The organism is Aquimarina sp. AU58 (assembly GCF_900312745.1).
GTDB classification, from domain to species: domain Bacteria; phylum Bacteroidota; class Bacteroidia; order Flavobacteriales; family Flavobacteriaceae; genus Aquimarina; species Aquimarina spinulae.
Map to the genome: position 1 here is coordinate 607,107 of NZ_OMPD01000014.1, position 22,696 is coordinate 629,802.

8 protein-coding genes are annotated in these 22,696 nt (G+C 35.8%); all 8 read left to right on the plus strand.

Going from position 1 to position 22,696, the window contains the following annotated elements; genetic code table 11:
- Positions 1-17: 17 nt before the first annotated feature.
- A complete protein-coding gene (locus tag DK441_RS14055) occupies positions 18-1,253 on the plus strand; it encodes a hypothetical protein (RefSeq protein ID WP_109851291.1) in 1,236 nt (411 codons plus the stop codon).
- Between the two features lie 89 nt (positions 1,254-1,342).
- Positions 1,343-15,223, plus strand: coding sequence for an SDR family NAD(P)-dependent oxidoreductase (locus tag DK441_RS14060; RefSeq protein ID WP_109851292.1), 13,881 nt, complete (start codon positions 1,343-1,345; stop codon positions 15,221-15,223).
- A gap of 172 nt (positions 15,224-15,395) precedes the next feature.
- The gene (locus DK441_RS14065; RefSeq protein WP_074409439.1) at positions 15,396-16,217 is read left to right on the plus strand and encodes a C-GCAxxG-C-C family (seleno)protein; all 822 of its coding nucleotides are present in this window, start codon (positions 15,396-15,398) and stop codon (positions 16,215-16,217) included.
- A gap of 17 nt (positions 16,218-16,234) precedes the next feature.
- Complete coding sequence (locus DK441_RS14070; protein ID WP_109851293.1) at positions 16,235-17,446, plus strand: cysteine desulfurase family protein; 1,212 nt, start codon at positions 16,235-16,237, stop codon at positions 17,444-17,446.
- A 167-nt stretch (positions 17,447-17,613) separates the two neighbouring features.
- A complete protein-coding gene (locus DK441_RS14075) occupies positions 17,614-18,234 on the plus strand; it encodes a bifunctional 2-polyprenyl-6-hydroxyphenol methylase/3-demethylubiquinol 3-O-methyltransferase UbiG (protein WP_109851294.1) in 621 nt (206 codons plus the stop codon).
- A 68-nt stretch (positions 18,235-18,302) separates the two neighbouring features.
- A complete protein-coding gene (locus DK441_RS14080) occupies positions 18,303-20,297 on the plus strand; it encodes an aminotransferase class V-fold PLP-dependent enzyme (protein ID WP_109851295.1) in 1,995 nt (664 codons plus the stop codon).
- A gap of 345 nt (positions 20,298-20,642) precedes the next feature.
- Positions 20,643-21,902, plus strand: a complete 1,260-nt coding sequence (locus tag DK441_RS14085; protein WP_074409442.1) for a hydroxymethylglutaryl-CoA synthase family protein — start codon at positions 20,643-20,645, stop codon at positions 21,900-21,902.
- On the plus strand, positions 21,890-22,681 hold the full coding sequence (locus DK441_RS14090) for an enoyl-CoA hydratase/isomerase (protein ID WP_109851296.1): 792 nt from the start codon (positions 21,890-21,892) through the stop codon (positions 22,679-22,681). The genes DK441_RS14085 and DK441_RS14090 overlap by 13 nt, the downstream gene beginning before the upstream one ends.
- Positions 22,682-22,696 lie beyond the last annotated feature (15 nt).

Below are 22,696 nucleotides of genomic sequence, written 5' to 3' on the forward strand. Positions count from 1 at the left end.
CTTAAGATAAATTGATTATGCAAAGTATAAATGAAACCATCATACCCTTGTTAAAAGAAGAATCATCTACCATAATAAAAGGTGAAAATGGAATAACCACAATAACTTTTTATAAAGGTGACCAAGCGCACGCATCTATTGCTCTACGTGACCGATTAAAAGAAATTATCCATGGTAATCCTTGGTTGGCAGGACGATTGGTGAAAAATAGGAAACATAAAAATTTACAACTTGCATATCCTTCAGGGGCTATACCAGATGATGTAATAGAACGAATTTTCTATGATAATCCTTCTGATATTAAAATCGGATCTGAAATAAAATATGAAGAATTATTTAACATATCTAAACCAGCAATAGTAAACAAAGGAGTAAAATTAATTAACAAATCTGATCCTGTAACCAAATTAACCATTGTTCCTGATCAACATTCTCAGGGGAAAGGATTTGCCCTTATTTTTTCAATTTCTCATGTGGTAGCTGATGGATATACGTATTATAAAATCTTTAATCAACTGTTTACCGATAAACCAGTAGAACAATTGGAAGCAAAACGAAATCAAGAAGCTGCTGATAGGGTGACTGAAGTTGTGGGCCAAAAATCATTTAAGTTTTTTCATTCTGCACCATTTATTTTAAATTTAGTAAAAGGAGCCATATTTGGCAAAAAGACAAAATGTTATGGGTTTTATGTAGAGTCCGAAAAAATCAATATAGCCAAAAATCAAGCTAAGGAAAATTCATCAGTAGTAGATTATGTTTCAACCAATGATATCCTTACTTCAAGCTTTGCAAAAGTGATTAATTCACGAATTTGTATTATGGCAGTTAATTTGAGAAGCTGGATTAAAGATATTGGTAGTGATGATATCGGAAACTATGCAGGAGGACTTCTGTTCGATGATGATACAAGTTACCATCCAGCTAATATTCGTAAGGCTTTTCAAGCAGGGTTACCTGTTACCGCTAATGTAAAACCCCTTCCCAAATTTTGGGAAGCGTTACGATGTAAACTTGGTTTGATCAGTAGTTGGGCCGATTTTCAAGAAAGCCATGATTTAGAAAAATGTGAACAATTATTTCATATTCCTTTATATGAAGCTAAGAAAGCTTTTCCATTAGACTCTGCAGTAGTGTTCAAAGCCAAACCAGAACAATTGGCAGTTATATATTTTTCGAAAACAGTAGAGCGAAATAAATTTTTGTCGAATTGTGAAATTGATGACACCATCTCATCTAAAATTTTCGATTAAAAAACGCTTACGGGCCTTTTTTCAATAGCATCTTAAAACCTTTTAACCCACTTTATGCATAGCGGGTTTAATCAATAGCCAGTACTATAATGATTGATTTCATAGAATATATAGTTTTAGAATTGAAGAGCAAGAGACTTTCAAAAGCCAATGCTCTGGATCTTATTAAACAATTTAGTCACCATACAGTAAGTTGTGCTAACAAAGATGTCATACATCCTTTGTTACATAAGAATACATCCGATTTAAGCCAGCAAAGTTTTAGTACAATATTTAACGGGAAAGAGCTCTTTCTGAAAGATCATGTGGTTAAAGATCAAAAGGTTTTACCTGGAGTTGCCTATTTAGAAATGGCTCGAATGGCCCTTAGAAAAGCTTTACCTTTTCAAGAAGAATCAATTGTTGAATTGCGCAATATTATATGGGCTCAACCAATTATAGTTCAAGACCCTAAAGAAGTCACTATTGCTTTATTTGCTGATGAAACCGAAATAGGTAATGGACAGATAAATTATGAAGTTTATAGTACAGAACCTGAAACAGGAGAAGGTGTCAAAGAAACGATTCATTGTCAAGGGCAGGCTGTCTATATCAATACTTCAAAACCTGTACGACTAGATATTGATAAGCTCAAGATGAGAATGCAACAAGGAGAGCTAAAATCAACACCTATTTATGCTGTGTATTCAAAATTAGGATTGAATTACGGGCCGACTTATCGAGGTATAAAAACGATATTTCAAGACAATGAACAATTACTGGCACAATTAGAGTTAAATGAGATTGCCGAATCAAATTTTAATGAGTATGTCTTGCATCCAGGTTTGATGGATAGCGCGTTGCAGTCTGCTATTGGCTTATTTGGAGGTTTAGATCAAATCCCCGATAAACCATCATTACCATTTGCTCTGGAGTCGCTAAAGGTTTTTTCTGGTTGTACCGAAGAAATGTTTGCATGGGTTCGATATGCAAAAGGAAATAAATCTACAGATAAAATTACCAAGCTCGATATAGACCTATGTAATCAAGAAGGGGAGGTTGCTATACAAATGAGAGGATTTTCTTCACGTATGCTTAATGAAGATTCGGTGACCAAAGAAGCCACTGTAACAGAAAAAGGAGTCTTATATGGAGCTCCTGTTTGGCAAGTGACAAAAGATATGAAGCCTTTCAGCCAAAATGGAACAGATGTAGTGAAGCACCGATATGTTTTTCTATGTGAAGTTCCCCAGGTAGATACAAAACAACTGGAATCTCTTCTTACTTCCAGTAAAGTGATACCTCTGCAAAATACTCAACAAAAAAATATAGCAGAACGATTTAGCGAATATGCACGAATTTGTTTTGAACAGCTTCGTATTCTGCTAAATGATAAACTTCAGGAAAAAGTGTTCATTCAGATTGTAACCACTAATAAAAGTGAGCAATCTATGTTTACTGGTCTTTCTGCCTTAATTAAGACTGCTACCCTTGAAAATCCTAAGTTAACCGGTCAGGTTATCGTTACTCATCCAGAAATAACAGCAGAAGAACTGATATTACAATTAGAGGAAAATCAAAACAAGACTCAGGATACAATTATAAAATATGAACAAGAAACCCGAAAAGTTCTGCGTTGGAAAGAAATACCGGTAGTGCATAATGAACCCAAGATCGTTTTTAAAGATAATGGGGTATACCTCATTACAGGAGGGTTAGGAAATCTGGGGAGAATACTTGTTAGAGAAATTTTAAAACAAACTCAGAATGCCAAAATCATTGTAACAGGTAGATCTGAACTTACAGAAGAAAAACAAACCTTGATAGATAAAATGGGAGGTAAGGCTGGTCAGCTGTCCTATAAACAATTAGATGTTGTAGATCTTAATAAGGTAAAACAAATCGTTACTTCAATAAAAAAAGAATATAAAGGGATTCATGGTATCATTCATAGTGCAGGAATGATTTCAGATAACTTTATTCTAAAAAAGACATCAGAAGAGTTTAGCAAAGTTCTTGCGCCTAAAGTTTTAGGAACCTATAATTTAGACGAAGCCAGTAAAAATATTGATCTTGATTTTTTGGTTTTATTTTCATCAATATCCTCTATAACCGGCAATGATGGTCAGGCAGATTATGCCACAGCCAATGATTTCATGAATCAGTTTGGGGTTTACCGTAACAAACTGGTTGGAACCAAACAACGATCAGGGAAAACTATGACCATCAATTGGCCCTTATGGGAAGAAGGGGGAATGAAAATTGATCAGTCGAAACAAGAAATGTTAGAACAGAGTACAGGGATGTTGCCTATGTGTACTGAGACTGGTGTGCATGCATTTTATAGAAGTTTTGAGCTAACACAAGATCAATTACTAGTTGTAGAAGGCAATGTAGAAAAATTACATCAGACATTATTTGATGATAACACTTCTGAAACCTCTTTGTCTAGTAGTATTACTTCTGAGAAAAAAGAATCAGTTGTTGAAATGGATGAAGGAAACCTGGAGGAGACAACCCAGAATTATATCAAAAAACAACTTTCTGAATTGTTCAAACTTCCACCTCATAAGATTGACTCACTTGCCCCTTTAGAAAAATATGGTATTGACTCTATCTTGGCAATGAACCTCACCAATCGGTTAGAAAAAACTTTTGGTTCTCTGCCAAAAACACTCTTTTTCGAATATCAAACGATCCATGAGCTTACAGATTACTTTATAAATTCACATCCAGGAAAACTGGCAGCGCTCTTTACTTCTGGATCTAAAAAAAATAGTCTGGAAAAAAATAAGGATATATCTATTGCTTCGCCTATCGGCACACGATCAGAACAGGGAAATTCAAGAGGTATTAAACGTTCACGGAAGATTGAAATTTCTGTTGATAAAAAAAATAATGTTGATACAGATCCCATCGCAATTATAGGTTTAAGTGGTCGCTATCCAAAGGCTACTAATATTGAAGCATACTGGAATAACTTACGTGATAGTAAAGATTGTATTACAGAGGTACCAAAGAATAGATGGGACTGGCAAGAGTATTACAGTCCAGATCGTAGTAAAAGTGGATATCATTATAGTAAATGGGGAGGATTTATTGATGGTGTTGACGAATTTGACCCTTTATTTTTTAATATTTCGCCGCTCGAAGCAGAGATACTGGACCCTCAGGAACGATTATTTTTGCAACATACCTGGATGGCCATAGAAGATGCGGGTTATACCAAAGCCGGTTTGCAAATACCACACAAGTTTGGGCAGCCAGGACAAGTTGGTGTGTATGCAGGAGTTATGTATAGTGAATATCAACTCTATGGGATCGAAGCCAGTAAAAGAGGGCATCGAATAGGAGTGCCCGGAAGCTATGCCAGTATTGCCAATAGAGTATCGTATGTGTTAAATCTTCATGGACCTAGTATGACGGTCGATTCTATGTGTTCCTCATCATTAACAGCAATTCATTTAGCATGTCAGGATCTAAAACAGGGACGAACCAGTTTGGGAATTGCAGGAGGAGTCAATGTTAGTATCCATCCCAATAAATATACGGTGATTAGTGCGGGGCAATATATTTCAAGTGAAGGGCATTGTCAAAGTTTTGGAGAAGGAGGTGAAGGCTACATCCCAGGTGAAGGTGTGGGTGTGGTAGTATTGAAAAAATTATCTGAAGCCGAAAAGGATGGAGATCATATCTACGGTATTATTAATGGTAGTACCCTTAATCATGGAGGTAAGACCAATGGGTATAGTGTACCTAATCCAAAGGCGCAATCTAATCTCATAAGTAATGTATTAAAAGAAACAGACACAGACCCTAGACGTATAAGCTATATAGAAGCACACGGAACGGGAACCAAACTAGGTGATCCTATTGAAATATCAGCCCTAAGTAAGGCATTTAAACAAAGTACATCTGATGTTGGATTTTGTTTACTGGGCTCTGCCAAATCCAATATAGGTCATTGTGAGTCAGCAGCTGGTATTGCCGGACTAACCAAAGTATTACTGCAATTAAAACACCAACAAATAGTTCCATCACTACATTCAAAAAATTTAAATCCTAATATAGATTTTGAAAAGACACCATTTATTGTCAACCAAACATTAAGAGCGTGGGAACAACCCATAATTAATGGTACCCCACAACCTCGGATAGCTGGTGTTTCATCCTTTGGTGCCGGAGGAGCAAATGCACATATTATTGTTCAAGAATATGTAGCTCCGGCAAAAGTAAGCCAGCCTAAGATTTCTATTGATTTAGATTCAAAAGTAATTGTTCCTTTATCAGCCAGAACGCCAGATCAACTTAAACAAAAAGCTCTTGATCTTCTCGATTTCCTTCAGAAAGAAAAAACAAAAAAACAAGAACAGGCTATTGAATCGATTGACCTTACCGAAATGGCATACACGCTACAGGTAGGAAGAGAAACGATGGATATGCGACTTGGTTTTATGGTAAACTCAGTTGAAGAGTTGATCCAAAAGCTTAAAGCATATATTAATGGCGAAAAGAATATTGAAGACACATATCAGGGGCGTACAGATCAAGATAAAGACACTTTATTAGTATTTAATGCAGATGTAGATTTTGAGCAAACTGTAGATAAATGGATTGCTCGAAGAAAACTGCCTAAACTTCTGGATTTATGGGTTAAAGGCTTGAACTTGGATTGGAATAAATTCTATGGAGAGCATAAACCTAAACGTATAAGTTTACCTGTGTACCCTTTTTCTAAGGATAAGTATTGGATCGATGTAAAAATGAATAATCAAAGTATGGTTGATGGAAAAATCACATCGGTACTACATCCTTTACTACATAGTAATACCTCAGACCTTAGCAAACAGAGTTATAGCTCTATCTTTAGTGGCGAAGAGTTTTTTCTTGCCGATCATCAGGTAAAAATTAAAGAAGGTAAGGTAAGCAAGGTATTACCAGCAGTAGCTTACCTCGAAATGGCACGAGTGGCAGTAGAGAAAGCCACTCCTGTTAAAACAAGATCAGGTATTCTGGAACTTCATAACACCGTATGGGCTCAACCACTCGTAGTAGAGAAAGATAAGCAGGTAGAAATAGCTTTGTTTATTAAAGGTGAAAACCAGATTGATTATGAAATTTATAGTAAGGATAATGAGGAGGAAATTATTCACTGCCAGGGAGTAGCTAAGTATAGCACTTATTTTTCACCCGAAAAATTGAGTATAGAACAACTCAAAGGACAAATGAATAGAGGTAGCATGGAAGCAGCTAGCTTATATTCAATATTTAAGTCTATGGGACTTGTTTATGGTCCTGCTTATCAGGGAATCACTAAGATTTATCAAGGAGAAAAACAACTCTTGGTACAATTAAGTTTACCATCAGTTGTTAAAACAAATCAGAACGATTACTTGTTGCATCCGAGTGTAATGGATAGTAGTTTACAAGCTGCTTTTGGTTTGATAGATGATTTGACCACTATTCCTTCACAACCTTCGGTACCTTTTGCTTTAGAGACTATACGAATAATATCTGCTGTTACCGAACACATGTTTGCTTGGGTTCGTTACTCAGAAGGGAGTGTGGCTACCGATACCATTACCAAACTAGATATTGATATATGTGATCAAGAAGGAAATATATGTGTTCAAATGGAAGGACTTTCTTCCAGGCAATTAAGCGAAGATACTATTGATTTAAAAAATAAAGATATCGGAATTTTAATGGCTAAACCTTTATGGAAGAGCTATAAAATGCCTCAGATATCAGAAACTATCGAAGCTGAATTTGCAGAGAAACATATTATTCTGTGTGAAATGTCTGATATAGAAACAAGTCAGTTTGAAACATCAATTCACAATAGCCATTGTATACAACTTGAAGCATCACAAAAAAATATAGCAGAGCGTTATACAGATTATGCTTTAACTTGTTTTGAATATGTTCAAACAATACTAAAGAATAAACCCAAAGAAAAGGTCCTTGTTCAAATTGTAATTACCGATAACAAGGAACAAGCACTTTTTTCAGGATTATCGGGATTACTAAAAACCGCAGCTCAGGAAAACCCTATGCTAACAGGTCAAATGATCCTCACAAAATCAACTATACAGATAAAAGAGCTGGTAGAACAACTTCATAAAGCAGCAACAATACCAGAAGAATCCATTATAAAATATGAGAACAACACCTCATATATTTTACAATGGGATGAAGTAAAAGCAAATAAGGAGAACAGTAAACCTGTATTCAGAAATCAAGGTATTTACTTGATTACCGGAGGCTTCGGTGCTTTAGGAGTATTGTTTGCCAAGGAAATTTTACAACAAGCCAGAGAGACAAAAATCATAGTAACCGGGCGCTCTGAGCTGACAGAGGAAAAGCAGATAATTTTAAATGAATTGCACTCGGGCACTGGTCAGGTTGAATATCAACAGTTAGATCTTAATAGCTTGAAGCAAGTGGAAAAGCTCATAGCTACAATTAAAAAGGAAAACGGGAAGCTTAATGGTATCATCCACAGTGCAGGTATGATATCAGATAACTTTATCCTAAAGAAAACCAATGATGAATTTTGCAAGGTGTTAGCTCCCAAAGTTACAGGGACTTATAATCTGGATCAAGCCAGTAAAGATATAGATCTTGACTTCTTAGTATTGTTTTCATCATTATCAGGTGCGATGGGAAATCTGGGGCAATCGGATTATGCAACAGCAAATGCTTTTATGGATCAGTTTGCCAGATACCGTAACCAATTGGTGGATCAAAAATTAAGACAAGGACATACTCTTTCTATTAATTGGCCATTATGGGAAAGTGGAAATTTGAGTATTGCTCAGAAAAATATTGAAATGCTCTGGCAAGAAACAGGAATATCTCCTATGCAAACTTCATCAGGTATCCAGACTTTATATCGTAGTATGACCTTACAAGGTAATCAGGTTTTGGTGATGGAAGGAAATGTTAAGAAAATGCGCTCAATCTTGCTTCCTAATCAAGCCCATAAGGTAGAACAGCTGTCAGACGTTGCTAGTAATCAAAATGTTGAATCTTCAAAAACCGCTACGGTAGATTCAAATACACTTTTGGATAATACCATAAACTATCTTCGAAAACTGTTTGCAGAGGTTTTAAAAATTAAGACTCAGGAACTCGATCCAAAAGCTCCATTAGAGAATTATGGTATTGATTCTATACTCGCTATGAGGTTAACCAACATACTTGAAAAAACTTTTGGCTCTCTTTCTAAAACGTTGTTTTTTGAGTATCAGAACATAAAAAGCTTAGCAGAATTCTTTGCCAAGACCTATCCTCGAATTATTCAGGAACGTACAGGGATTCAACAAACCGTATCTTCATCAATACAGGATGCAATCAAAAAAGAATCACCGGTTTCTCCAACGTATTCAAGTAATCGTTTCTTTAATACCACAACCAACATTCAGAAAGAAGTTGCTATTGTAGGATTAGGAGGTAAATATCCACTGGCAGAGAATGTGGAAGAATTTTGGGAAAACCTCAAAAATGGTAGAGATTGTATTACAGAAATCCCAAAGGGACGTTGGGATACAGATCGTTTTTTCGATCCTAAACGCAATCAAGTAGGAAAAAGTTATAGTAAATGGGGAGGGTTTATTTCTGATGTTGATAAATTCGATCCGTTGTTTTTTAATATATCACCAAAAGAGGCTGAATTAATTGATCCTCAGGAACGACTTTTTATCCAAACTGCATGGCAGACTATTGAGGATGCCGGGTATAGTAAAGAAAGTATCTCTACACTAGGACGAGTTGGTGTATATGTTGGTGTTATGTATGGGCAATACCAACTCTACGGTGCAGAAGCTATGTTGGCAGGTAATGCTGTGGTTCCGGGCTCATCTTATGCATCAATTGCAAATAGAGTTTCTTACTTTTTAGATCTACATGGACCCAGTATTGCTTTAGATACTATGTGTTCGTCATCTTTAACGGCCATTCATCAGGCTTGTGAAGAAATACGGAAAGGTGAAATAGAAGCAGCCATTGCAGGAGGAGTTAATGTTTCTATACATCCCCATAAATACCTTATGCTAAGCCAGGGTAATTTTGCTGCTAGTGATGGCAGGTGCAGAAGCTTTGGAGAAGGCGGAGATGGATACGTTGCAGGTGAAGGCGTTGGAGCTGTTTTACTCAAATCTTTGGATAAAGCTATCGAGGATGGTGACCATATATATGGTGTAGTGAAATCCAGTGTAATTAACCATGGAGGAAAAACCAACGGTTATTCTGTTCCAAACCCTAATGCACAGGGTGATTTAATTCGGGAATCGCTTAAAAAAGCTAAAATTGATCCTTCGACATTGGGTTATATTGAAACTCATGGTACAGGTACGGCATTAGGAGATCCTATCGAAATTACCGGATTAAATAAAGCTTTTGGAGAATCAATGCTACAAAAACAAGTTTGTCCGATAGGCTCTGTTAAATCAAACATCGGGCATCTGGAATCAGCAGCAGGAATAGCTGCAGTTACTAAAGTATTACTTCAGTTGAAACATAAAAAACTAGTTCCTTCTTTACATGCAACTACATTAAATCCAAATATCAATTTTAAAGAATCACCTTTTTATGTACAACAGGAATTAACACCCTGGAAAGATTATGAAGGACATCCCAGACGTGCCAGCATAAGCTCTTTTGGTGCGGGAGGTTCGAATGCACACCTTATTATAGAAGAATATAATAATAGTAATAACAAGAAAACCGAATCTTACTACAATAGACCACAATCGTTTGTTCTTTCTTCTAGAGATAAAAATACGCTTTTGAGGTATGGTAAGAAGATGGCAGACTTCCTTAGAAGAAACAAAAATATTGAACTAGAGGAGTTGGTATACACTTCACAGATAGGAAGAACACCAATGAATGAACGCCTTGTGATCGTAACTACCAGTATAAATGAGCTTATCGAAAAACTGGACCAATGGTTATCCATACAGGAAACAGAAGATGATACATTATTAAAAAGAAGTGCAGATGAGTTGGAAGGTGTATTTTATGGAAACATTAAGAATGCTTCATCCGACACCGTTACCTTATTGGAAGGAGAGGAAGGCAAAGCTTATCTGAAAGTGATTATGGAAGCCCGTAATCAGGAAAAATTAGCTAAACTATGGATATCAGGAGCAGATATTGATTGGTCTTTGCTCTATCAGAATGTTCGGCCAAAGCGTATTTCTCTTCCAACGTATCCTTTTGCTAAAGAACGATATTGGATTACTAAACCTGTATTTCCTATAGCTACCAATTCATTAGGAATACAAGAAAGTAATGCAGAGAACACATCTGAAGAAGAGAAAAAGAAATTACATTATAGCACCGAATGGATTGAACAGAATCTTGATGTGTCTGAAGAAAAATCTCCCGAAAATGGTTTCATACTAATTCTGGATACCTCAGATGAACTGTTCCTTGCTCTAAAAAAACAATCACATCAATATTCCGAAGGAAACACCTATATTTTGTTAAAACCCGGATCCGTTTTTGAGGAAATAGAACCATCTGTTTTTACTATTGATCTTCAGAAGGAAGAACATTTTAAACAACTTGTAGAGCACCTTAGTATAAAAGGACAGCTTCCTTATCGAATTATTCACAATGGTATAGAAGCAGGTAGTTTAGATAAAAAAGAAAATATAACTCATCAACTCAACAATAGTATGTACACTCTATTTAACCTATGCAAGGTTTTAATAGAACAAAAACATCAGATTCCGCTTCAGATTTTATCAATTTTCTTAGGAGATACAAACTTAACTGTTCCATGCAATGCTGCGCTAGGGAGCTTTTTCAAAACCTTAGCTCTAGAGAACCCTTACTATAAAGGAAAGATTGTTGAGGTTAAGGATAGTAAGCAAATCTCTATAGTAGAGAAGATTCGTATGATTAGGAATGAATTCAGTGATGAAAACTGGAGGAGGAATGAAATTCGTTATGATCTCCGAAAAAATGAACAAACCTATGTTCGTTATGTAAAGGAACTAGCTCAATTTACTAATATTGAGAATAATATAAATCGTATGCCATTAAAGCAGAATGGTGTTTATATTGTATCGGGAGGCTTAGGTGGATTAGGTCTTATTGTTAGCGAGTATTTAGTTAAAAATTATCAGAGTAATTTAGTTCTTTTTGGCAGATCTCCTCTCAAAGCAGCACAAAAGGAAAAACTCGATAGACTTAAAGTTTATGGTTCTAAAATCCTATATCTGCAAGCCGATGCGTCAAAATTAGAAGATGTAGAGACCATTGTAAAAACAGCAAAGACCAATTTTTCACAAATCAACGGAGTGATTCATAGTGCAGGGACTAACCAGGATTCGTTTATTCTCAAAAAATCTAAAGAAGAGATAGATAGAGTATTAGCTCCCAAAATTTATGGGACAATTAATTTGGACTTTGCTACAAGAGACGAAAACTTGGATGTCTTTATCATGTTTTCTTCAATTGCAGGTGTATTGGGTAATATAGGACAATGTGATTATGCTTATGGAAACCATTATCTCAATTCATTTGCAGAAAACAGAGAAGTCTTGGTAAGAGAACAAAAACGCTATGGAAAAACATTAGCTATTAACTGGCCATATTGGGAAGAAGGAGGGATGCATATTTCTAATGAAGAAGTTACTTTGATCCAAAAGGAAACAGGTCTTTGTCCTATACCTGTAACAGAAGGTATACAATTTTTTGAAGAGTTTCTGTTATCCGATATATCTCGGTGTATTCCACTATATGGTTTTCCTTCCAAAATCAAGATGTATATTGATCAGACGGCTAAAAAAGCTGAGAAAAATAAGCAAACTCAAGCTACTACAATAGATACTAATACTCTTTTCGAAAATACAGTAGAATATCTTAAAATATTGATCGGAAAAGAAATTAAACTTGATCCAAACCGAATTGATCCCGAAGAACATTTTGAATCTTTTGGTATCGACTCTATAAGTATTAACCAGATAAATTTGAGCCTTGAAAGAGATTTGGGTGATTTGCCAAAAACGTTGTTTTATGAATATTCTACAATAGAAGAATTGGCTACATATTTAATCCGGGAGGATCACGAGACGTTAATCCAATTTCTGAATATAGAAGATTCGACAAACGTATCAAGTAATCACGTTAAACCACTATATGAAACGAAAATACAGAGAGAACCTATAAGAGAAAGCAAACAGGAAATGAAGAATGTAATTGATACACCAATTGCATATGAGGATTCAGAACCGATAGCCATTATCGGAGTGCATGGAAGCTACCCTCAATCTGAAAATCTAGATTCATATTGGGAAAGCCTGAAACAAGGGAAAGATTTAACAGATCTAGTCCCTAAAAGCCGATGGGATTTTGAAGAATTTTATCATGAAGATCCAGAGAAAGCATCTGAAGGGAAAATTTATGGTAAGTGGGGAGGTTTTATAAGTGATGTCGATAAATTTGATCCTCATTTTTTCAATATCACTCCAGAAGAAGCCAGGATAATGGATCCGCAAGAGCGACTTTTTTTACAATCTGTTTGGGCTACTATAGAAGATGCAGGGTACACAAAAGAAAGCCTGAAAAAACGATACCCTAAAGCCAAAAGTGCAAATGTAGGAGTTTTTGTGGGCGTTACAACAAACACGTATAACTTGTTGGCATCTGAGGAATGGATTAAAGGAAACACGACTCCTAGTGCACACCCTTGGTCGATTGCTAATCGTATATCCTACTTATTCGATTTTAACGGACCTAGTATGCCTGTTGATACAGCTTGTTCATCTTCTTCAGTGGCGATACATCTTGCATGTGAAAGCTTGAAGAAACAGGAGTGCCAGGTTGCTGTTGCTGGTGGTATAAACTTATATTTGCACCCTTCTAAATATCATTCATTATGCAAGAATCGAATGGTATCTCTAGGAGGAAAATGCCATAGTTATGGTAAAGGTGATGATGGTTTTGTTCCTGGTGAAGGAGTAGGATCGGTTTTATTAAAACCACTTAGCAAAGCCATCGAGGATGAAGATCACATATATGGCGTACTTACAGGAAGTGCATTTGATCACAGTGGTAAGTCGAATGGATATTCTGCTCCAAATCCTAATGCCCAAGCAAACTTAATAGAACATACTCTTCAAAAGGCTCAAATCCATCCAGAAACTATCGGTTATGTAGAAGGACATGGTACAGGTACACAGCTGGGAGATAGTCTTGAAATTGTGGCTTTAACCAATGCATTTCAAAAACAGACCGTTCAAAAACAAGTTATTGCTATTGGATCGGTTAAATCTAATATTGGGCATCCCGAGTCTGCGGCAGGAATTGCAGGTGTAACAAAAGTATTGCTGCAAATGAAACATCAACAGCTGGTACCCACAATTAATTCTGATGAAGTAAATCCAAATATTAACTTCAAAGAATCACCATTCTATCTTCAACATAAGCTAACGCCATGGGAATCTCCCTTGGGTTATCCTCGTAGAGCACTTATAAATTCGTTCGGAGCAGGAGGAGTGAATGCATGTTTAATACTAGAAGAATATAGAAAAGTAAAAGAGGTATATTCCAAACAAGGACCACACCTTGTCATATTTTCTGCAAAAAATGAAGAACGTCTTCAGGAATATGCAAATCGAGTACTTAATTATATAGAAAAAGAAGAGCAAGTGAATCTTGCAGATTTATCTTTTACCTTACAAGTTGGCCGGGAAGTGATGTCAGAAAGGTTGGCAATTGTTGCTTCAAACAGAGAAGAGCTTATAATTCGATTGAAAGATTGGAAGCAACAAAATGAACCGAACTATATTTTTTGTGGTAAACTGAATCCTAACCAAAGAAGAAAGAAAACTCTTAATAGAGAAGAGGAGTTTCGTTCTCTATTTGAGAGGAGTGATCTGGATAAACTTGCACAATTATGGGTTGACGGCGTTGAAATAGATTGGGAAAGGTTATATACTCATGATAAACCCAATCGGATATCACTACCCACTTATCCTTTTGCCAAAGAAAGATATTGGGTATCAGATCGAGTAATTGAAGAAAAGAGAACGGTAACCGAACCTGTAAATGCTCAACTACACCCTTTAATTTCATATAATTCATCTACATTAAAAGAAGTTCGTTTTAGTTCATGGTTATCCAATAGCGAGTTTTATGCATCAGATCATCAAGTTAATAAAGAGAAAATCTTTCCAGGTTCAGGTTTTATAGAAATCGCCAATATTTCAGGAAACCTGGCAGGAGAACAAAAGGTTAGCAAAATTAAAGATATTGTGTGGGCTCACCCATTAAGTTTTAAGAAAGGTTCGCAGTTTATTAATACATTATTAAAACCTAATGGTATTGGTACCGAATTTAAAATTACGTCACTTGATGATGAAAATGAACAAATAGTGCATTCTGAAGGGAAGTTATTTTTCCAAAGCGGTAATAAACATTCAGTCGATATTGAAAATATTTCAATACAAAAACTTAAAGAACAATGTCCAGAACCTCAGGATGGTTCATACTACTATACTATTTTTAACCAAGTAGGTTTTAATTATGGCTTAGCATTTAAAACCATTCAGGAATTTTATATCAACGAATCCTTTGCTTTATCTAGGTTGAAATTAACAGATCATTTATTAATCGATTCTGATCAATTCATTCTCCATCCTTGTATTGTTGACGGTGCTTTACAAACTGTTGCTGGATTGATTGGGCAGATGGAATCAGCAACTCCGCATGTACCATTTGCAATTGATGAAATAGAAATATTTCGCTCATTACCTCATACTTGTTATGCCTATGTAGAACACGTAGAAGAAGAGGGCCGGTCTCAGGCAAGTGTCAAAAAGTTCAATATAAAAATTATCAATGAAGCAGGAGATGTTTTAGTTAAGATTAAAAATTTTTATGTGAGAGCATTTAATAAGGTTGATGCTGATCAGGATAATCTACATACCGATCAAGTTATAGAATCTAATAGTATGGCTTTCGAAGTAAGCTCATAATATGGATGGGTTGTGAATTCAACAAAATCATAAAACTGTTGTAATAAAAAAAACACAAAAGGTATCCCAGTCACACAAAGGATTTCTTTTAATAAACATAATTCAATCTTTCTAACAGGAGAAAAGGGTTATGAACTATATATATAATTAAAAACTCACTAAAATTTCCATTATGAAGGCTATTAAAGAAGGTTTAAAAGTATTATCCAGAGGAACTTGTGGTACAGCATTTTGTTCTCTGTTAAATAGCGAGTATGGTGTTCCTAACGAAATAGCAGAGATTGCGGCATCTCCTTTTGCAGGAGGACTATTGAATAGAGGATACCAATGCGGAATGATCGGAGGAGCTGTTTTGGCTGCCGGAGCAGAATCATACCGAAGGAATGAAGACACAGGAGAAGCAATAGCAATGGCTATAACAGCTACACAACATCTGATGGAATCCTTTAAAAAAAGAACAAATACGATAAGTTGCCGTGATATTACAGATATGGATCTTACTGGTAAATTAGCACCTCTAAAAGTATTGTTTACGGGAAAAGCATTTGGTTGTATGAAGCTGGCAGGAAGATGGGCTCCAGAAGCAATTAAATCAGCAGATGAAGGCTTATCGGATGAATCTGTAAGTTTCTGTCCAGGGTCGGTAAGTTGTGCATCTGAGGTGGTCAGAAAAATGGGAGCTACAGAAGAAGAAATGCTTATGGTAGCAGGATACGCCGGAGGTCTTGGTTTAAGCGGAAAAGAATGTGGAGCGCTAAGTGCTGCGATTTGGTATAAAATGGTGGATTGGATAAAAAAGAATCCTGGTAAATCACCATCGTCATTTGATGACCTGGAGACCAAAAAGATGCTGAGAGCGTTTTATGTGCAAACAGATTCTGAAGTATTATGTAGTAAAATTACAAACAAAGAGTTTAAGGATATAGATGATCACTCCGAATATATTAAGAATGGAGGCTGTAAGAAGATCATCGATGCACTTGCTGCACTATAATTTAAAATATAATTGCCATGCTAAAACAAATATTGAACAAGCGAAATATTTATTTCGATCATAACGCAACGACCCATATAGCACCATCTGTAAGAAGTATAATGAACCGGGTATTGAAATCTTATTGGGGAAATCCCTCATCGGGATATTCAAAAGGGAAAATGTCTGCACAAATTATTGAAAAAGCTCGTGAACAAGTTGCTGCCGCGATTGGAGCTCATTCACATGAATTGTATTTTTCTAGTTGTGCAACCGAATCCAATAATGCGTTATTGAAAACAATAAGTACTCATTTCTATCCTGATAAAAACAAAATAATATCTACACCAATTGAGCATCCATCGGTGATTGAAACTCTAGAGTATTTAAAGACCAAAAATATAGATGTTCAATATTGTCCTGTAGATAGTTCTGGCCGTGTATTGCTTAAAGAACTCGAAGCTATGATAGATCATAAGACTTCTATGGTTTGTTGTATGTTGGCAAATAATGAAATCGGAACGATTCAGGATATTAAAAAAATATCTGAAATGGCCAAGGTTAAAGGCGCTTTGGTTTTTTCTGATTGTGTGCAGGCATTAGGCAAAATCCCTATAAACGTGAAGGAACTAGGAGTCGATTATGCTACATTTTCTGCTCATAAGCTCTATGGCCCTAAAGGGATAGGTGCCTGGTATGCCAAAATTAGCTGCCCCTTAGAACCTTATATTCATGGAGGACATCAAGAAGAAGGAATGAGAGCGGGTACAGAATCCATTCATAATATCGCAGGTTTTGGAGAAGCATGCAGGCATGTAAATAAACTTGTATCTCTTTCAATAAAAAATGAGCCTCTTAAAAAAACATTCATTAATGAATTGAAAGCAATAAAAAGTGATGTAATTATTAATTCTCCAATAGATAACTGTTTGACAAATACTATTAATTTAACCTTTCCTGGTATTGGCAGTGGCGACTTAATGAAATCACTGGATTATAAAGGAATTGCAGTTTCTTCTGGCTCTGCATGTAGTACATCATCTAACAAACCTTCTCATGTTTTGAAAGCAATAGGCTTAACAGATGATGCAGCACAGGAATCGATCAGGATAAGCTTTGGATCGAAGACAAAACACAAACATATCAGATACGCTTTAAAGGTGATAAAAGAATATATTGAAGAAATAAAAAGCGAAAAATTAAACGCATCTGTGAAGATCAATAGACCGGATCTCAATTATAATAGATAAAGATATTCACTTGGATAAAAAATAAAATAGTGCATTAAAAATTTTGAATGATTATTTAATGTAAAGAAATGATTAAATTTTTAATGTAATAAAGAAGTGTTTACACTTAGTCTCAATTTTATAACTAATTTGTAACTAAGTGATTATTAAAATTTAAATGTGTAAAAATGTATAAGTCTGAAAAATTTTGGGATAAAAGTGCTACTGGGTATGATAAGGAAGAAATGAAAGATAAGAAGGTGCGAATTAAAATTCTTCAAAAAATCAAAAGGTATCTCAAAAAAGAGGATAATGTTTTGGATTATGGATGTGCCACAGGAATATTAGCCAATGAAATTGCTAGTAATGTTGATAAGGTTTATGGCATTGATATATCATCTGAAATGATCCGAATTGCCCAAAACAAAGCCAATGAGTTACATATTCAAAATGTAGATTATTTGCATACTACAATATTCGATAAAAACTATAAGTCAGGAGATTTTGATATGATATTGGCAGTGTATATGCTTCATTTATTAGAAGATTTGCCCAAGGTTTTGGAAAGAATCTATGAATTGTTAAAACCGGGAGGGATGTTTATTTCTGTAACACCTTGTTTGGGGAAAAGATCTCTTGCTGGTATTGGGCTATCACTTGTTAGTAAAACCGGATTAATCCCAAAACTGAAAACATATACTGTTTCAGAATTAGAAAATTCAATAAAGAATACAGGTTTTGAAATTTTTGAAACCGAATGTTTGCACCGTAGAGGACGGCAACATTTTATTGCAGTAAGAAAGAACTAAAAAGCTTAGTGTTAAGAAAATTATTTAAAAATAAGAACAGATTAAAAATCAAATAAAACGAGGTTCAAATGGAAACAACTATGTACAACGAGTATGGATCATCAAACGTTAGCCAGCTCAAACAAGAAGAAAATGGTATGCAAAAGGGTAATGAATCAGAAACAGCATTTGCTGAGCTGGAACGCGGAGTGCATGCAGCGCTAGAAACTTATTCCAACGTACATCGTGGGAGTGGACACAATTCAATGGTATCTTCTCATCTATATGAGCATGCCAGGGACATTGTTTTAGAGTATATGGGACTTAACAAAGAAAGATATATTGTCATTTTTTGCTCTTCCAAAAGAACAAATGACTTAACATCTCAACTTAAGTCAGGGAGCTATCAATTTCTGACAAGTAAAGAAGTAGGTTTGCCGTTAGGTATAACTGCAGTGGTAGTTGGGAAAAAAGCGTTACCTAAAGGCAGACCATCAGAATGTGGTGGTGGAACAGCCAGACTTGTTGCTGCAGATTGGATAATCTGGAATAACGGGCCAGACAAATTTGAGGCAGGTACTCCAGCCATTGTTAATGTTATTGCGTTTAGCAAGGCACTTCTCTTAATGAAACAATATGGAAAAGATATCTTTAAGAGATTATCTCAAAAGGATCTTAGTGTAAATGAATTGATATATAAGGATGAGTTGGAGAAATACTCTGGACTAGAACTTATGAAGGAACTTAAAAAAACTTTAATAGGACGAGGTATGATTGTACCGACTATGGAAGGTGAGAGACGATTCGTAAATCTGGATAATAGTGCCAGTACACCTACGTTTACCCCAATTTGGAACACATTTCGTGAGGCATTACGTCTACCAGAGAAAAAAAGACAAGAAGTAGTACAAGAAGTAAAAACTATTTGTAGCGAAATCCTCGGGGCACCTCTCGAAAACTATGATATTATTTTTACCAAAAACACTACCGAATCTATCAACCTGGTATCTGAAAATCTGATCAATAATCCTGAAAATAATATTGATCCAGTAGTACTGATTTCTCTGCTGGAGCATTCTTCTAATGATTTGCCATGGCGTATGATTTCCCAAAACTCCCTGATCAGGTTAGGAGTGAATGAAGAAGGTTTTATAGATTTAGTAGAGCTGGAAAAAAATCTACGAGAATATAATCTGGAGTATAAGTATGCAAAGAAGCGTATTAAAATTGTTGCTCTAAGTGGTGCTTCTAATGTTTTAGGGTCATGTCATAATATCAAGGAAGTAAGCTCGATTGTTCATAAATATGGTGCAAAACTTCTGGTAGATGGTGCCCAGGTAGTTGCTCACCTTAAGGTTGATATAGAAAAAGAAGGGATCGATTATATGGCTTTTTCTGCTCATAAAGTATATGCCCCATTTGGTACCGGAGTATTGGTAGTTAAAAAAGGATTACTCAATTATAACCTGAATGAGAAGAAACGTATCCAATTGTCTGGAGAAGAAAATATAGGAGGGATTGCTTCATTGGGTAAAGCGCTTGTGCTTTTACAACGTATTGGTATGGATGTAGTTCATAAAGAAGAACAAGTATTGACTAAACGAATATTAGATGGGATGTCAAAAATACCTGGACTTACCGTTTTTGGGGTAAATGATTCTAAATCCCCTCAATTTAATGATAGGATAGGAGTTATTGTTTTTGAGACAAAAGGAATTTTGCATAACAAGTTAGCAGAAGAGATGTTCAGGAAAGGAGGTATTGGTGTACGATATGGTTGCCATTGTGCCCATTTACTGGTTAAGAAAATAACAGGTATTAGTCCTGTCCTTGAGCAAGTACAACGTGTCGTTTTAACGGTAGCTCCAAAGACCCAATTACCTGGAGTTGTTAGGGTTAGTCTTGGAATAGAAAATACAGAAGAAGATGTAGATATCTTAATTGAGGTATTACATAAACTAATTCAACAAATCAAAGAGAAACCTAGTGGGGCGCAAAAAAAGGCAAACTCCAAAGCAGAAGCCGATTTCCAGAAACAGTTGGATAATTTCTCTCAGGCAGCGGCTCAAAAAGTTTATGCTTAGTTGTTAAGATGAACATTAATATTCATGAATAGGAAATAATAACCTTATCCCAAAACATAATCTGGTTTTGGAGAATTCCTAAATTCCTAGGATTCAAATTTTATTTACAAAAATTTCATTAGATATGCAGAGGCAGGATTTTGTTTACAGATCCCGATAGCCTTATTCATATCAGATCATCATGTCAGTAATTCAATATTCAGGATAGATATCAAGAAAAATAAATGATCTTGAGTAACTATCTGGGAATTGACATTGATAATCGAGACTCAATGTTCTATTGATCAAATGATGGTCGATTCACACAAAAACTTAATTTTTAACCATTTAATAATAGAAAAATATATGCGTATAGCAGGAATTGAAGCAATGAATGTCTTCGGAGGCACAACATTTTTGGACGTAGAAAAACTTGCAGAATATCGTAAATTAGATACATCTCGTTTTAAAAATCTTCTTATGAAGGAGAAAACGGTGGCATTACCCTATGAGGACCCAGTCACTTTTGGAGTAAATGCTGCTAAGCCTCTTATAGATGCGCTTAGCCCGGAAGAAAAAGATCGAATCGAACTGGTAATCTCATGTACAGAATCGTCCTTTGATTTTGGGAAATCAATGAGTACTTATTTTCATGAAATTTTGGGCTTGAACCGTAATTGTCGTTTGTTTGAATTAAAAAATGCATGCTATTCTGGGGTAGCTGGTTTTCAAATGGCAATCAATTTTATCTTGTCTCAAACTTCACCTGGGGCAAAAGCTCTGGTAATTGCTACAGATGTATCTCGCTTTATGATAGAAGAAGGTGGAGATGCACTCACTATGGAATGGTCATTTGCAGAACCTAGTGGAGGCGCTGGAGCGGTTGCTATGCTGGTTAGCGAGAAACCTCATGTGTTTCAGGTAGATATTGGTGCTAATGGCTATTATGGTTATCAGGTTATGGATACTTGTAGACCTACTTCAGATGGTGAAGCCGGAGATTCTGACCTGTCATTACTTTCTTATTTGGACTGTTGTGAGAATTCTTTTTATGAATACCAAAAACGTGTTCCCGAGGCAGATTATGCCAAGACTTTTAGCTACCTAGCCTTTCATACTCCTTTTGGAGGAATGGTCAAAGGAGCACATCGTAATTTAATGCGTAAAGCAGTGAAAGCAAAACCTAAGGAAATAGAAATGGATTTTGAGAATCGAGTAGTTCCCGGGTTGATCTACTGTCAGCGTATTGGTAATATTATGGGAGCGACAGCGATGATGTCACTCGCTAGTACGATTGAGAATGGCAGTTTTGATGCACCACAAAGAGTAGGATGTTTTTCTTATGGGTCAGGCTGTTGTTCTGAGTTTTTTAGCGGTATTGTAGGCGAAAAAAGCAAGGAAAGTATACAGAAATTTAAGATCAAAGAGCAATTTGATAAAAGGTATGAATTAAAAATGGATGAATACGAAAATTTACTGGTAGGAAGCAATGCAGTAAAATTTGGTACACGTAATGTAAAATTGGATACTGATTTTATTTCTCAAGCCAGAAAAACACTTGATAGAGAGACACTTTTTTTAAAAGAGATTAAAGAATTTAAAAGAGAATACGAATGGATATCATAAGTAATGCTACATCATACGAGACTATAAAAACCAGATTTGAAGGGGATATTTGTTTTATTCAAATCGATCGTCCAGAAGCTAAAAATGCAATTAATAATAGACTGATCGAAGAGTTTACAAATGCACTTGATCATTGTGAAGAGTTGGCAAAAATTGTGGTTGTCGAAGGTTCTCCTGAAGTATTTTGTTTTGGAGCAGATTTCAAAGGGATTCAACAAAGTCTTGAAAACGGAACTCTGCACCAGGAACAAAACCCAGAACTAATGTATAATCTATGGCTAAAACTATCCTCAGGCCCATATATTACTATTGCACATGTTAGAGGGAAAGCTAATGCCGGTGGAATGGGTTTTGTTTCTGCCTGCGATATAGTTCTCTGTGAAGAGAAAGCAGTATTCAGTTTGTCAGAACTTCTTTTTGGACTGATGCCTGCGTGTGTTTTGCCTTTTCTGATCCGACGAATAGGATTCTCAAAAGCACATTATATGACATTAATGACTCAACCTATATCGGCAAAGGAAGCATATGACTGGGGATTAGTAGATGCATATGGCGAGAATAGTAAAAATCTGTTGAGAAAACATTTATTACGACTACGCCTGCTTTCTAAGCAGGGAATAGCCAGTTATAAGAGTTACCTGAATAAATTGAATGATTTTCCAGATACTTCTAAATCACATGCTCTTGCAGCAAATATTGAAGTGTTTTCTGATGAAAGCAACCTGAATAAAATTGCAAGATTTGTAAAAACGGGGCAATTCCCTTGGGAAGAAGGGTAAATGCACATGGGGATA